Here is a 13,209-nt window from a genome sequence, read left to right on the forward strand (position 1 = left end):
CCGAGTGTTCCTAAACGTTGTGTGCTTGTCGCACCCTTCTGTAGGTCCTAGCAATCGGGGCCCCGTAGTTCGAAAGGGGTCCACCTTTGAGTGAGATTCAGAACTCGTCCATTTTCTCTCTTGACGATGTCAACGAGGAGGAGATGAACAACCTCATCGACGGTACGATTACCGACTTTGATGAGGGCGATCTCGTTAACGGCACTGTCGTTAAGATCGAGCATGACGAGGTGCTCGTTGACATCGGATTCAAGTCCGAGGGCGTTATCCCGGTCCGCGAGCTGTCCATCCGCAAGGACGCTAACCCTGCAGACATCGTTGCACTCGGTGATCCCATCGAGGCTCTGGTTCTCCAGAAGGAGGACAAGGACGGTCGTCTGGTCCTGTCCAAGAAGCGTGCCGAGTACGAGCGTGCTTGGAACCGCATCGAGGAGAAGTTCAACTCCGGCGAGAACGTCGAGGGCGAGGTTATCGAGGTTGTCAAGGGCGGCCTGATCCTCGACATCGGCCTGCGTGGCTTCCTGCCCGCTTCCCTCGTCGACCTCCGTCGCGTCAAGGACCTCACCTCCTACATGGGCACCCGCATCGAGGCCCGCGTCATCGAGATGGACCGCAACCGCAACAACGTTGTCCTCTCCCGTCGCGTCGTGCTCGAGGAGTCCCGTAAGGCCGAGCGCTCCGAGATCCTGTCCAAGCTCAAGTCTGGCATGCGTCTCCAGGGCACCGTTTCCTCCATCGTCGACTTCGGCGCCTTCGTCGACCTCGGCGGTATCGACGGCCTCATCCACATCTCCGAGCTCTCCTGGAACCACGTCAACCATCCTTCCGAGGTTGTCAAGGTCGGCCAGGAGGTCGAGGTCGAGGTTCTCGACGTCGACCTCAACCGCGAGCGCATCTCCCTGGGTCTCAAGCAGACCACCGAGGATCCGTGGCGCGCACTGGTCAAGAAGTACCCCGTCGGCGCTATCGTCGAGGGCACGGTGACCAAGCTTGTCCCGTTCGGCGCTTTCGTCGACCTGGGCGAGGGCATCGAGGGCCTGGTGCACATCTCCGAGATGGCCAACAAGCACGTGGACCAGCCTTCTCAGGTCACCCACGTTGGCGACAAGGTTCAGGTCAAGGTCATGGAGATCGACCTCGACCGTCGTCGTATCTCCCTGTCCATGAAGTCTGCTGCTGAGACTCTGGGCGTCGAGATCGAGGTTACCCCGCTGCCTTCCGAGAAGAAGGACGAGGAGACCGACGCCGAGTAAATCGGTTTGACGATCACTTGTTTTAAGGGATCCGTCCGTAATGGACGGGTCCCTTTTTGCATTTGGCACCGAGATGCGCAATGCTGCCGGGCTGTCCACAGGCTATTGGATTGTCGGTGCATGAAAAAAGCCGACATCCCGCCTCGGGGAGGAGGCGGGAACACACCGAGTAGACGGAGGGGTGCGGAGCGCGGTCGCGTCTCGACTGACGACGTTGCCCATCGACAGGATCATTGTAACGCATGGCGGTTCTTGGTTTATCGTGTCGAGCGTTTGCGTTGTGCCATTGCCTGCGGTAACGGTGTGTTACACTCTTGCACTGCTGAGTGGGCCAGACGGTCGCGCGATGTGCTGCTTGCAGTACGCGTGAGGAAAGTCCGGGCTCCAGAGGGCGGGATGCCGGCTAACGGCCGGGCGGAGTGATCCGACGGAAAGCGCCGCAGAAAAGAAGACTCCCACCTGCGCCGCAAGGCGTAAAGGGAAAAGCTGAAACGGTGGTGTAAGAGACCACCAGCGTCGTGGCAACATGGCGGCTTGGCAAGCCCCATCCGGAGCAAGCGCGAATAGGAACGCTATGGGCCGGCCCGGTCCGCGTTCGGGTAGCGTGCGTGGAGCTGCACGGTAACGTGCAGACAAGATAAATGACCGTTCACGACAGAACCCGGCTTACAAGCCCACTCAGCTTTCTTGTTGACGCTGCGACGGCGTCAGCTGGCCGATTTGGCGCTCATTCGTCGGTCGCCGCCATAAGGCGTGCTCCCTCCTCTTTCGGGCCAAATCGACTCAGCTGACGCCGTCTCGCTGTTTTTGCCTGGTCATCGGCGGCCCCATTTTTGTCGCAAACTTGTCTTTCAAGGCACCTTGCTCGTGCTGACGGGTTCTCGCTGTTGGTGACGGATTCATCGGCGTTGCCATTCTTTTCGCCGGGGTTATCGGTGCGGGCTTTGCCGTATTATTGAGACTGTTTGTTGCTTTGCTTGTTGTTGAGGGGCTTTGTTGGACAGCTATTTTACTCTGCAATCGAATATTGAGGCTACGGGTGAGTTCGTCGATCGTAAGAGTCGGTTTATTGCCCAGCTGGTCCATATTGAGTCCGAAGATGAGGCAAATGCCTTTATCGAGACGGTTCGAAAGCGCCATTACGACGCTCGACACAATGTTCCCGCGTGGATTTTGGTCGATGGACGCGAGCGCCAGAGCGATGACGGTGAGCCGAGCCGTACGAGCGGCATGCCGACGCTCGAGGTGCTGCGCGGCGCAGGACTCAAAAATGTTTGCTGCGTGGTGACGCGCTATTTTGGCGGCACGCTGCTGGGGCCCGGAGGCTTGGTACGCGCCTATACCGCGGCGACGCAGGCGGCGGTGGCCGCGGCTCAGGATGCCGGGCAGATCGTCGAGATGACGAGCGTCGTGCCCGTTGACGCGCATGTGGCCTATCCGCAGTATGAGCAGGTGCTTCGTTTGGCGCAGGATTGCGGTGCCAAGGTTGCGGATGCCGATTACGCGGACGCCGTGACGATTCATTTGGTGTTTAAGGCGGGGGAGCAGGAACCGTTTTGCGCTAAGATGCGCGAGCTTATGGCGGGGCGCGAGCAGATTGAGGCCGGCGCCCCCGAATTTGCCGAGTTCTAACGACGAGGGCCGGCGTGCTTTTGGATGGATCCCAAGCGCGCCGGCCGTCGTTTTATGTCGCTGCCGTTTACTCGGCGAGCTGCTTTAGCACATCGCAGGCGATCTCGACCGCATCGTCGATGCAGCCGGGGCAGCTGCGCAGCGGTCCCTTATCCGATCCGATGCCCTTGAGCGTGCCGCAGATGGTCGTCGTGTTTTTCTCGCCAAAACGCTTGGCGACCTCGCGCGACAGCTTGTAGGTCTGGCCCTTGGTCTTGGGGTTTTCCATGCCGTCGCTCATCACGAAGCCCATGATGGCCACGGCGCCCGAGATGGCGCCGCAGGTTTCGGTCATGCCGCCCATGCCGGCGCCAAAGCCCTCGGTGAGGGTGAAGGCAATCTGGGGATCGAGGCCGACGGCTGGCGCGAGCGTACAGGCGACGGCCTGGGCACAGTTAAAGCCACGGGCGTGGTATTCGGCAGCCTGAGCCTGGCAGGCGGCAGTGTTGAGCTGGGTGGTATCGATCTGCTTCATCGTTGTCTCCTTGTTCATGGTGTACCCGCCTATGGTACCCTTGCCGGCGCATTCGCTTATCGAGACCGCAGTGCATATCTCATTGTTTTTCGCCATCGAACACTTTCTTAAGATTTGGGACAAATAAACCTGATTAATTTGTCCCATAACCTATCGGCGGGATGGGTTGAGAGGGGTGCGGGGTAGCGGTATCGTGAACCGAATAAAAACAAAACCCAAGTAAGGGAGTTGGATATGAGCGAGCAGACCATCGGTACTACATGTGTTCAGGGCGGCTATCACCCGGGCGACGCGGAGCCGCGCCAGGTGCCCATCTACCAGTCCACCACGTGGAAATACGACACGTCCGAGCACATGGGCAAGCTGTTTGACCTGGAGGAGTCGGGCTACTTCTACAGCCGTCTGCAGAATCCCACGTGCGATCTGGTTGCCGCCAAGATCTGCGAGATGGAGGGCGGCACCGCTGCGATGCTCACGAGTTCGGGCATGGCCGCGAACTTCCTCGCGATCTTTAACGTGGCCGGTGCCGGTGATCACGTGGTCGCGAGCTCTGCTATCTACGGCGGTACGTATAACCTGCTCGCCCACACCATGGGCCGCATGGGCGTGACTTGCACGTTTGTCGCCCCCGACTGCACCGACGAGGAGCTTGAGGCAGCCTTTGAGCCCAATACCAAGCTCGTCTTTGGCGAGACGATTGCCAACCCCGCCCTTGCCGTGCTCGATATTGAGCGCTTTGCCAAGGCCGCGCATGACCACGGCGTGCCGCTGATGGTCGACAACACCTTCCCGACGCCCGTGATGTGCCGTCCCTTTGAGTGGGGCGCCGACATCGTCACGCACTCTACCACCAAGTACATGGATGGGCATGCGGCCTACCTGGGTGGCGTGATCGTCGACCACGGCCAGTTTGACTGGATGGCCCATGCAGGCAAGTTCCCGGGTCTCACCACGCCCGACGAGAGCTATCACGGCGTGACCTATGCCGAGAAGTTCGGTCGCGAGGGTGCCTTCATTACCAAGGCAACCGCTCAGCTCATGCGCGACCTCGGCCCCATGCAGAACCCGCAAGCGGCGTTTTTCCTGAACAGCTCGCTCGAGAGCCTGCATGTGCGTATGCCGCGTCATTGTGAGAACGGCCTGGCCGTTGCTAAGTTCCTGCAGAGCCATCCCAAGGTGCGCTTTGTGAGCTATCCGGGCCTGGAGGGCGATAAGTACTATGACCTGGCTCAGAAGTACATGCCCAACGGTACCTGCGGCGTCGTGAGCTTTGGCTTTAACGGTGGTCGCGCGGCGGCCGAGACCTTTATGAAGAGCCTTAAACTCGCCCAGATCGCCACGCATGTGGCCGATGCTCGCACCTGCTGCCTGCATCCCGCTAATGCCACGCATCGTCAGATGAACGATGAGGAGCTCATCGCCTGCGGCATCTCCGCCGACATGGTGCGCCTGTCGTGCGGCCTCGAGGACACGGCCGATCTGATTGCCGACCTTGAGCAGGCGCTCGAGCAGTGCTAGGCTAGCTTCTTGTATGAAGCGACGGAGCCTCTTGGGGTTCTGTTGACATATAGTTCCGATTCCGTAGGCGGGGCCCCAATCGCGACTGTTCGCAGGCGATTGGGGCCCCGTTTTTGCGTTGCACCACTCGAAAGGATGGATATGGAGAAAACTGCAGAGCAGCTGCGCCGCGAGCACATTGCCCTTGAGGGCGAAACCCATGGCAAGAACAAATGGGCGATTCTGTTTACCGTGCTCATCATGACGTTTATGTCGTGTCTGGATTCGACCGTCGTGACCGTGGCGTTGCCCGTGATGCAAAAGGAGCTGGGCGTGGGCCTCGACCGCATCCAGCTGGTGAGCTCGGTGTACCTGCTTGCGACATGCGTGGCTATGCTGCCGTTTGGCCGCTTGGGCGACGTGCGCGGCAAGGTGGGCGTATTCCAGCTGGGCGTAATCGTTTTTACGGCCGGCTCGCTGCTTTGCGGCCTTTCGAGTTCGCTCGAAGTTCTTATTCTGGCACGCATTGTGCAGGGCGTCGGCTGCGCGGCGGCCATGGCTAACAACATGGGTATCATCACCGAGTCGTTTCCGGCGCGAGAGCGCGGTCGTGCCATGGGTATTCTCGCGACCTTCGTGGCCCTCGGCATGATGTGTGGCCCCGTGCTGGGCGGCATGCTGGTGGCAAGCTTTCCCTGGGAGAGCATCTTCCTCATCAACCTGCCCATTGGCGTCATCTCGTTTATCGTGGGGCTCTATACGCTGCCGCATGTTAAGCCGGAGGCTGGCGAGCGCCCCATGTCCCTGATCGAGGCTGCTCGTCGCTGCTTTGCAAATTCGGCCTTCACCATCAATCTTGCCTGCATGCTCATCGTGTTCGTTGGCATCGGCGCATCCGAGTTTATCCTGCCATTCTATTTTCAGGATGCGCATGGGTTTGGGTCTGACATTTCCGGACTGCTCTTTTTGGCGCTGCCAACGGTGAATGCCTTTATCGGCCCGCTTTCGGGTACGGTTTCGGACCGTGTTGGCTGCGAGGGTCCCACGGCGGTGGGCCTGGGTGTGTACGTGTGCGGTCTCTTTGCGGTAAGTACGCTCGACGAGCACTCTTCCATCCCTGTGATCGTGTGCTGTGTCGCGTTTATGTCGTGCGGAACGTCGATTTTCCAGAGCCCCAACAACTCGCTGTACATGGGCTCGGCTCCGCGCGAAGCGCTCGGCTTTGCGGGCAGCCTGGGTAGCCTGGCGCGCTATGCGGGTATGGCAGTGGGCATTACGGTGGCGTCGCATATCCTGTATGGGCAGATGAGCGTGGCGATGGGCGAGGTCGTGACCAGTTTTGTTGCAGGCCGTCCGGATGTGTTCCTGTTTGGTTTTCGTTCGGTGTTCTATGTGTTGATGGCCGTGGCAGCCGTGGGCTTTGTCCTCTCGATGGTTCGTTTGGTGAGGATGCGCGCCCGTCATTAGCGTGTTGGGAGGCTGCCTGCCACGTATCCGCGCCGTCCCAAAAAGACTGGTTTGTGGTGCGATGCGGCTTGTGGGGCGGGCGGGGGTCGGTCCGTGGTAGACTATCGAACAACGTTTATTAATCGCGCGGTATCCTTGCCGCGAGAAGGGGTTGCGCCATGCAGGAGCTTGAGGATCGTATTCGCCATGACGGCATCGTAAAGGCCGGTAACGTCCTTAAGGTTGATGCCTTCCTCAACCACCAGTGCGACGTTGAGCTGTTCGACCACATGGGTGCCGAGTGGGCCCGTCTGTTCAAGGATGTCGAGATCAACAAGATCCTGACGATTGAGGCTTCGGGCATTGGTATGGCTTGCATCGCGGCTCAGCATTTTGGCGGCGTGCCGGTGGTCTTTGCCAAGAAGGCACAGTCCATCAACCTCGACGGCGAGCAGTACGCCACGACCATCTACTCCTTTACCAAGCAGAAGGAGTACCCGGTCATCGTTGGCAAACGCTTCCTGTCCGAGGGCGACAAGGTCCTGATCATCGACGACTTTTTGGCCAACGGCTGCGCGCTCGAGGGTCTTATCAAGATCTGCGAGGCTGCAGGTGCCGAGGTATCCGGCATTGGCATTGCGGTGGAGAAGGGCTTCCAGGGCGGTGGCGATAAGCTCCGCGAGCGCGGCTTCCGCGTCGAGAGCCTGGCCCGTATCGCCGATATGGACTGCGATACCGGCGAGATCACCTTCGCCTAAGCGCGCAACACAAGCGATTGGTATGCGATGTGACAAAGGGACTTTCCCTTTGTCACATTTTTTATGAGGGGAGGTGTTGATATGGATGAGAACAAGATGGGATGGCGCGAGTATGCGCGCTATGCCGAGATGTCGGTCGAGGAGTTGGCGCGAGATTGCGAGGTGCAGGTGTTTCGCGCGACAGGTCCGGGCGGACAGGGCGTGAACACGACGGACTCGGCGGTGCGTATGAAGCATGGGCCCACGGGGATTGTTGTGACGGCGCGCGAGAGCCGTAGTCAGTTTCAGAATCGCGCGAGCTGCCTGCGTAAGCTGCGCGCTGAGCTGGAGCGTCGCGGGCGTCCACCGCGCCGACGCGTCAAGACCAAAGTGCCTCTGCGCTCTCGCCAGCGCAGGCTCAATGACAAGCACTTCAACGCGATTAAAAAGGCCAACCGCCGCAAACCGGGCGGGGAGGAATGACCTTCTCAATAAGTTGCGGTGAAATAGGGACTGTTTTGCGGCTTTAGCTGCATAAACAGTCCCTATTTCACCGCAACTTAGGTGGGGTTAGCGGGTTGGGTGCCAGACCTCGAGGACGGCGGGAAGGATGTCGACCTCGATGCGCGAGGCGACAACGGGCTCGCCGTCGGCCTGGATGGGGTAGTCGGGCTCCTCAAAAGTTAGCTCGGCATGGCGGCAGCGGCGCATGCGAACCGGTGGCAACTTGGTATGGTGGCCGTCCTTGGCCGAAAGGAACATAGGCAGGGCTACCGCGCGAGGGACGGGGCCGCAGGCGTAGCAGACGTCGAGCATGCCGTCGCAGGGGTCTGCATCGGGGCAGATGCGATAGCCCGAGCCATAGGTAGGACCAAGCTGAATCGCCATGATGATCGCCCTCACGCGCTCGGCGGGCGCGCCGTCAAAGCTGACTGTCATGGGGTAGTTGCGATAGCGCAGGCCAAACTGCTCAAGTCCCGAAAGGGTGTAGAGCGGAGCACCCGTCAAGCCGGTCTTTTTGCGCAGCTCGGTGGTGCCAAGGCCGATGGCGGCATCAATACCGACGGAGAGCGTCTGGTCGTAATACTCGACGATCGCCTCGCCGCTGCCGCTTGCGGGGTTCCATGAGCGAATGCGCCCGATGTCCTGACGCTGCAGCTCACAGGTGAGTAGCGCGCCAAAATCCTTGCCGGAGAAATCTTCGATATCGAGCGTCTGGGCAAAATCGTTGCCGGAGCCCACGGGCAGGACGGCAAGAGCGGGGCGGGCGTCCTCCTTTTGCGTCATAAGCCCGTTGACGACTTCGTGGATCACGCCGTCGCCGCCGAGTGCGATAACGGTGCGATAGCCCTGAGTCTGTGCGGCAAGCTCCTTGGCGTGTCCCATGTGCTCGGTTAGCACCAGGTCAAACTGGGATGCGCGCGCGGTCATATCCAAAAAGCGTTGCAGGCGCTCGGCAACTTCGCGTGCCGCACCCGACTGGGCGGCTGGGTTGGCGATGATGAGCGTGCGACCAAAATCAGTTGCGTGCATGGGGCGACTCCCGGCGTGTGACATGACAGTGCGGTCGCGCTCAGGTCGAATTGCCCCCGATTGTGGCTGCACGGCGATTATTACATCTACTCTATCAGGTCGTTGTGGCGCTCGATAGCATCCGCTACCGTACCGCCCTCATCCACAATAAGCGAGCGGCGCTTGGGTGAGATGATGCGCTGGGCGGGGTACACGCCGCGGTGTCCGCCGGTTAGGTAGCTGATAAAGGCCACGATGACAAAGAACCCGGCGGCCGTGCCGTGGAACAGGTCGATGGCCATCATGCAGGTGGTGATGGGCACGTTGAGGCCGGCGCAGAACACGCCGAGCATGCCGAGAGCCGCCAGAAAACTGGGGTCAAGCCCGGTAAGGCAACCGATCCAGCCACCGAGTGCCGCACCGATGCCAAACAGGGGCGTGACCTCGCCGCCTTGGAAGCCCGCGCCCAGGGTAAGCGCTGTGACGACCAACTTGATGGCTGCGTCCGCCAGGGTGGCGTTGCCTGCAAATCCGGCGCCGGAAAGCCACGTGGAAAGGCCGGCGTAGTTCCAGGCGTCGAGGAGGGCATAGGCGGCCAAAACCACGAGTGCGCCTATGAGTGCGCGGACGAGGTAATTGGCGATAAAGCGACTGTACAGGCTTTTGACGGTTCGAACCGACCAGGCAAAGAGGCGTGCCGTCAGGCCGAAGATAATGGCGCTGATAACAACGATGACAACTGTCCGTGGTGTCATGTTGGGAACGCTGGCGATGACATTCGCCTCGTACTCGGTTCCCAAGGCAAGCGACGTAAAGTAGCCGGTAAACGAGGCGACCAGGCAGTAGATGCCCGCGGTGTAGTCGATCTTGCCGATAAAGCACATCTCCATGCCAAAGAAAGCTCCAGCAAGGGGCGAACCGAATACGGCGCCAAAGGCCGACGAGATGCCGGCGAGCATGAGGTCGTGGTGGTCATGCTTTTTGAGGTGGGCGAGGTTCGAGATGTTGCTGGCGATGGTGCCGCCAATCTGCACCGCGGCCCCCTCGCGACCGGCAGATCCGCCCGTTAGGTGCGTGAGCGTGGAGCAGACGAAGGTGAGAACGGCCATACGCATATGGATGAGGCGTGTGCCCAGAGCGGAGTCGATGACCAGGTTGTTACCGCGTTTGGCGGCAAGGCCGTGGTTTTTGTACACCCATGCGGTGGCAACGCCCACAACGGGAAGCAAGGCGTAGACCCATGCATGGTGCTCGCGATAGTCGGTTGCGATATTCAGCGAGGTCAAAAACGCCCAGGCGGCAACGCCCATGGCGAGCGAGACGATGACGACGAGTGTGAGCAACTTGGCGCTCGCGAGTAGGTTGCGGGCGTTGCGGCGCGTGTCGGCGGCCAAGAGATGCTCGGAGCGGGTGAGCTGATGCCTGCCGGCCATGATGACGTCGTTCAGGGAGAAAAAGCCGCCGTCGTCGAGCGACTGAGAATGATCCTGCGCTTCGTTTGCGCTTTCGGGTTTGTCGGTAAAAGTCATACGTTCCTCTTTTGGGTTGCAACACGAGCATTATAAAACGCGGTAAACGCGACGAGCCGGTGGGTTGGTTTTGGTTTTGTTTCGCGGCTTGCGGCCGACAGGTGTATTTGCGGGTACAGGCCAAGTCGCGGTCGCGCGTCGAGGGATTATACTGAGAGAAACATAAAGAATCGGCGCTTTTGTTGCGCGCCGCAGCATGCTTGAGGTGTATATGGTTGAGAAACTCATTCCGTTGGAGGACGCGCAGGCGATCGTCTTGTCGCACGTGAATCGCACCGAAGTCGTCGAGATTCCTGTGTGGCAGGCCGCCGGTCTTCCCTTGGCAGAGGATGCGGTGGCCGATATCGACATCTCGCCGTTTGCCAACAGCGCTATGGACGGATATGCCGTGCGCTCGTCGGACTTGGCGCAGGCATCTGGCGAGGCGCCGGTGACGCTCGACGTTATCGGACACGAGGCTGCGGGCCATGTGTTTGAGGGCACAATCGGCGCGGGCGAGACGGTCCGCATCATGACGGGCGCGCCGGTACCCGAAGGTGCCGATGCCGCGGTGAAATATGAGATCGTCGATGTGCTCGATGGCGACGGCAACGAGGGCTCGCGTGTGAGGTTCTCGGCGCCTGCCAAGGTAGGGGAGAACGTTCGCTCTGCCGCCGAGGAGGCCCATGCCGGCGATGTTGTGATGCACGCCGGCGAGGTTGTGGCTCCGGCGGGCGCCGGCTTGTTGGCGAGCGCCGGGTATGCGAGCGTGAAGGTGCATGCCGCGCCGCGTGTGGGCATTATCTCGCTGGGCACGGAGCTGGTCGCGCCGGGTGAGCTGCCGGCGCGCGGGCAGATTCGCGACTCCAACTCGTCGGCGTTGATGGCCGAAGCGCTCGATGCAGGAGCCGAGCCCGTGTTCTACGGCATTGCGCCCGATGATGAGCAGGCGATTGCCGAGCTGGTGCATCGCGCCGTGCTGGAGTGCGATTTTGTCATTACGAGCGGTGGCGCCTCGGCAGGCGACTACGACTACGTGACGGCGCTCGTCCGGCGCGAGGGCGATGTGCTGTTTGACCGCATCTCGATGCGTCCGGGCAAGGCCATCACGTTTGGCTTGCTTGGGGGTAAGCCCTACCTGGGACTTTCAGGAAATCCGGCCGCGGCGTATGTAGGCTTTGAGATGCTTGCGCGTCCGGCGATTCGCAAGATGCGCGGCTTTGCCGAGGGCGTGCGTCCCGTACAGCAGGCGATATTGACGCACGGCGTGAAGAAGCGCCAGCATCGCCGCTTCTTCGATCGCGCCACGGTTTTGCGCGACCCCGAGACCGGTGAGCTGTTGGTGACCGAGGCCAAGACGCAGAATTCGGCGCTGCTCGGCACGATGCAGCGGGCCAACTGTCTGCTGCGTATTGACGAAGGGCCGTGTGAGCTCAAGGCGGGAGATGTCGTGGACGTTGTGCGCGTCGATCTGCCTGAGGGAACGGTGCAATAGGAGGAATGCCATGGAGCTGAAGATATCGATCGTGACGTGCTCGGACACGCGCGATCTTGCCCAGGACGAGGCGGGTGCTGCGCTCGAGGAACTTATCGAGGCGCAGGGATGGACGGTCGCCTCACATGTGGTCGTGCGCGACGACGTCAGCGAAATCGGTGATGCCATTGTGGAAGCTGCCGATGAGTGCCACGCCAATGTCGTGCTCACCTGCGGCGGCACGGGGCTTTCGATGCGCGATGTGACGCCCGAGGCGACGCGTGCCGTCTGCGAGCGCGATGTGCCGGGTATTGCGGAGGCAATCCGTGCGTACTCCATGACCAAGACGCGCCGCGCCATGCTCTCGCGCGCTATTTGCATGCAACGAGGTTATACACTTGTCGTAAACTTTCCCGGTTCTACGAAGGCCGCCCGCGAAAGCTGGGAGGCCATAGCGGACCAGCTGGAGCATGCGGCTCAGATGACAGCGGGCGGCGGACATACCAACTAAGCGGGTTTACCTGCGGTGGAGCGACCTGAACGGCTGCTCCACCTTTTATTTGCGCCCAAGGGGACGACATTCTGTAGACATGCCTGAAACTATATTCTCAGACGAGAATAATTTCTCATAATCATTATTCGCACCGAAGTATAATCTAATTACAGAATAAAGCCCGCGGTGGGGTACCCGGGCATAAGGTCCGAAAGGGTTGAACATGTTCGATATGGTTTCTCGCCGCGGATTCGTCTCGCTCTCTGCTGTCGCCGCTGCCGGCCTTGGGCTTGCCGGCTGCTCCGGCAACAAGGAGCCTGAGGCGACCGGCTCCGATGCCGGCTCCGCCAAGGCCTCTTCCAAGAAGGAAACCGTCGAGCTGCAGGTCTTTGCCGCCAACTCGCTCGAGAAGGCTCTGCCCGAGGTTCAGGAGCTTTACACCGAGCAGACCGGTACCACGTTTGCCGACTCGCAGTTTAAGGCCTCCGGCGACCTCGTTGAGCAGATGCGCGCCGGTGCCGCCGTCGACGTGCTCATCACGGCCTCCAAGGGCACCATGGACGACGCCGAGGCCGCCGAGCTCGTCGACACCGACACTCGTGAGGACATGTTCGTCAACGACCTCGTGATCATTCGCGCCGAGGGCTCCGACACCAAGGTCGAGGCCATCGCCGACGTCGCGAATCTGGACGGCAAGATCGCCATCGGCGACGCCAAGACCGTTCCTGCCGGCAAGTACGCCAACCAGGCGCTGGCTTCTGTGGGCCTCTACACCGGTACCGAGGGTGACGACGGCGGGTACGCACCCGAGATCGCCGACAAGGTCGCACTGGCCGACAAAGTTGGTACCGCTGCGTCTTACGTCTCTACGGGCGACTGCGTGGCCGGTTTTGTCTACAGCTCCGATATCTTCCGCTATGACGGCATCGAGGAGGCCTTCGTGTGCCCCGAGGATTCGCACAAGCCCATCGTGTACCCGGGCGCCGTTGCCGAGAGCTCCGAGCACGCCGACGAGGCCAAGGCGTTTATCGACTTCTGTCTGACCAACAAGAAGGCTCAGAAGATTTGGGCTAAGTACGGCTTTGAGCTTTCCGAGTAGTGCGGCTTGGCGCGATAATTCCATCGTTTTGTGTTTCACTCCGT

Annotated in this window: 11 protein-coding genes, 1 other RNA gene and 1 pseudogene; 10 read left to right on the plus strand and 3 right to left on the minus strand. The window is 60.6% G+C overall.

Annotated features, from left to right (window positions below; translation table 11 throughout):
• Positions 1–86 precede the first annotated feature (86 nt).
• From rpsA to DW796_RS02025, 3 genes are all read left to right on the plus strand, one after another.
• Positions 87–1,253 (plus strand): 30S ribosomal protein S1, encoded by a 1,167-nt coding sequence (rpsA, locus tag DW796_RS02015; protein WP_022095232.1) that lies wholly within the window; start codon positions 87–89, stop codon positions 1,251–1,253.
• A gap of 323 nt (positions 1,254–1,576) precedes the next feature.
• Positions 1,577–1,938: RNase P RNA component class A (rnpB, locus tag DW796_RS02020), an RNA gene on the plus strand.
• 308 nt (positions 1,939–2,246) lie between these two features.
• A complete protein-coding gene (locus DW796_RS02025) occupies positions 2,247–2,885 on the plus strand; it encodes a YigZ family protein (protein WP_187362351.1) in 639 nt (212 codons plus the stop codon).
• A gap of 67 nt (positions 2,886–2,952) precedes the next feature.
• Here DW796_RS02025 and DW796_RS02030 read toward each other — a convergent pair whose 3' ends face one another.
• Positions 2,953–3,399 (minus strand): C-GCAxxG-C-C family protein, encoded by a 447-nt coding sequence (locus DW796_RS02030; RefSeq protein WP_118094093.1) that lies wholly within the window; start codon positions 3,397–3,399, stop codon positions 2,953–2,955.
• Between the two features lie 234 nt (positions 3,400–3,633).
• Between DW796_RS02030 and DW796_RS02035 the strand changes: the two genes are divergently transcribed.
• From DW796_RS02035 to DW796_RS02050, 4 genes and pseudogenes are all read left to right on the plus strand, one after another.
• Positions 3,634–4,917: an O-acetylhomoserine aminocarboxypropyltransferase/cysteine synthase family protein gene (locus tag DW796_RS02035; RefSeq protein WP_117806439.1), complete on the plus strand. Its 1,284-nt coding sequence runs from the start codon at positions 3,634–3,636 to the stop codon at positions 4,915–4,917.
• 141 nt (positions 4,918–5,058) lie between these two features.
• Entirely contained in the window at positions 5,059–6,363 is a 1,305-nt protein-coding gene (locus tag DW796_RS02040; RefSeq protein WP_118094094.1) for an MFS transporter, read from the plus strand.
• Positions 6,364–6,521: 158 nt separating this feature from the next.
• Positions 6,522–7,100 (plus strand): xanthine phosphoribosyltransferase, encoded by a 579-nt coding sequence (locus DW796_RS02045; protein WP_118094095.1) that lies wholly within the window; start codon positions 6,522–6,524, stop codon positions 7,098–7,100.
• Between the two features lie 150 nt (positions 7,101–7,250).
• Positions 7,251–7,562, plus strand: a pseudogene (locus tag DW796_RS02050) (peptide chain release factor-like protein); the annotation flags it as partial.
• Positions 7,563–7,649: 87 nt separating this feature from the next.
• Here the strand turns inward: DW796_RS02050 and DW796_RS02055 are convergent.
• Positions 7,650–8,612, minus strand: coding sequence for a diacylglycerol kinase family protein (locus DW796_RS02055; protein WP_118094096.1), 963 nt, complete (start codon positions 8,610–8,612; stop codon positions 7,650–7,652).
• 86 nt (positions 8,613–8,698) lie between these two features.
• Positions 8,699–10,120 (minus strand): chloride channel protein, encoded by a 1,422-nt coding sequence (locus DW796_RS02060; RefSeq protein ID WP_187362353.1) that lies wholly within the window; start codon positions 10,118–10,120, stop codon positions 8,699–8,701.
• A 211-nt stretch (positions 10,121–10,331) separates the two neighbouring features.
• Between DW796_RS02060 and glp the strand changes: the two genes are divergently transcribed.
• The 3 genes from glp (at position 10,332) to modA (ending at position 13,165) form a co-directional block, all read left to right on the plus strand.
• Positions 10,332–11,594 (plus strand): gephyrin-like molybdotransferase Glp, encoded by a 1,263-nt coding sequence (gene glp, locus DW796_RS02065; RefSeq protein WP_118094150.1) that lies wholly within the window; start codon positions 10,332–10,334, stop codon positions 11,592–11,594.
• 10 nt (positions 11,595–11,604) lie between these two features.
• Complete coding sequence (locus DW796_RS02070) at positions 11,605–12,084, plus strand: molybdenum cofactor biosynthesis protein B (RefSeq protein WP_118094097.1); 480 nt, start codon at positions 11,605–11,607, stop codon at positions 12,082–12,084.
• Positions 12,085–12,289: 205 nt separating this feature from the next.
• The gene (gene modA, locus DW796_RS02075) at positions 12,290–13,165 is read left to right on the plus strand and encodes a molybdate ABC transporter substrate-binding protein (RefSeq protein WP_118094098.1); all 876 of its coding nucleotides are present in this window, start codon (positions 12,290–12,292) and stop codon (positions 13,163–13,165) included.
• Positions 13,166–13,209: the final 44 nt, after the last annotated feature.

This window comes from Collinsella sp. AM31-2AC (assembly GCF_003469285.1).
Classification (GTDB): Bacteria; Actinomycetota; Coriobacteriia; order Coriobacteriales; family Coriobacteriaceae; genus Collinsella; species Collinsella aerofaciens_AT.

What these genes read in the sequence shown, in the direction of transcription:
- DW796_RS02030 (WP_118094093.1), bottom strand. Translation starts at nt 3,399, where the DNA reads ATGAAGCAGATCGATACCACCCAGCTCAACACTGCCGCCTGCCAGGCT.
- DW796_RS02035 (WP_117806439.1), top strand. Translation starts at nt 3,634, where the DNA reads ATGAGCGAGCAGACCATCGGTACTACATGTGTTCAGGGCGGCTATCAC.
- DW796_RS02040 (WP_118094094.1), top strand. Translation starts at nt 5,059, where the DNA reads ATGGAGAAAACTGCAGAGCAGCTGCGCCGCGAGCACATTGCCCTTGAG.
- DW796_RS02045 (WP_118094095.1), top strand. Translation starts at nt 6,522, where the DNA reads ATGCAGGAGCTTGAGGATCGTATTCGCCATGACGGCATCGTAAAGGCC.
- DW796_RS02055 (WP_118094096.1), bottom strand. Translation starts at nt 8,612, where the DNA reads ATGCACGCAACTGATTTTGGTCGCACGCTCATCATCGCCAACCCAGCC.
- DW796_RS02060 (WP_187362353.1), bottom strand. Translation starts at nt 10,120, where the DNA reads ATGACTTTTACCGACAAACCCGAAAGCGCAAACGAAGCGCAGGATCAT.
- glp (WP_118094150.1), top strand. Translation starts at nt 10,332, where the DNA reads ATGGTTGAGAAACTCATTCCGTTGGAGGACGCGCAGGCGATCGTCTTG.
- DW796_RS02070 (WP_118094097.1), top strand. Translation starts at nt 11,605, where the DNA reads ATGGAGCTGAAGATATCGATCGTGACGTGCTCGGACACGCGCGATCTT.
- modA (WP_118094098.1), top strand. Translation starts at nt 12,290, where the DNA reads ATGTTCGATATGGTTTCTCGCCGCGGATTCGTCTCGCTCTCTGCTGTC.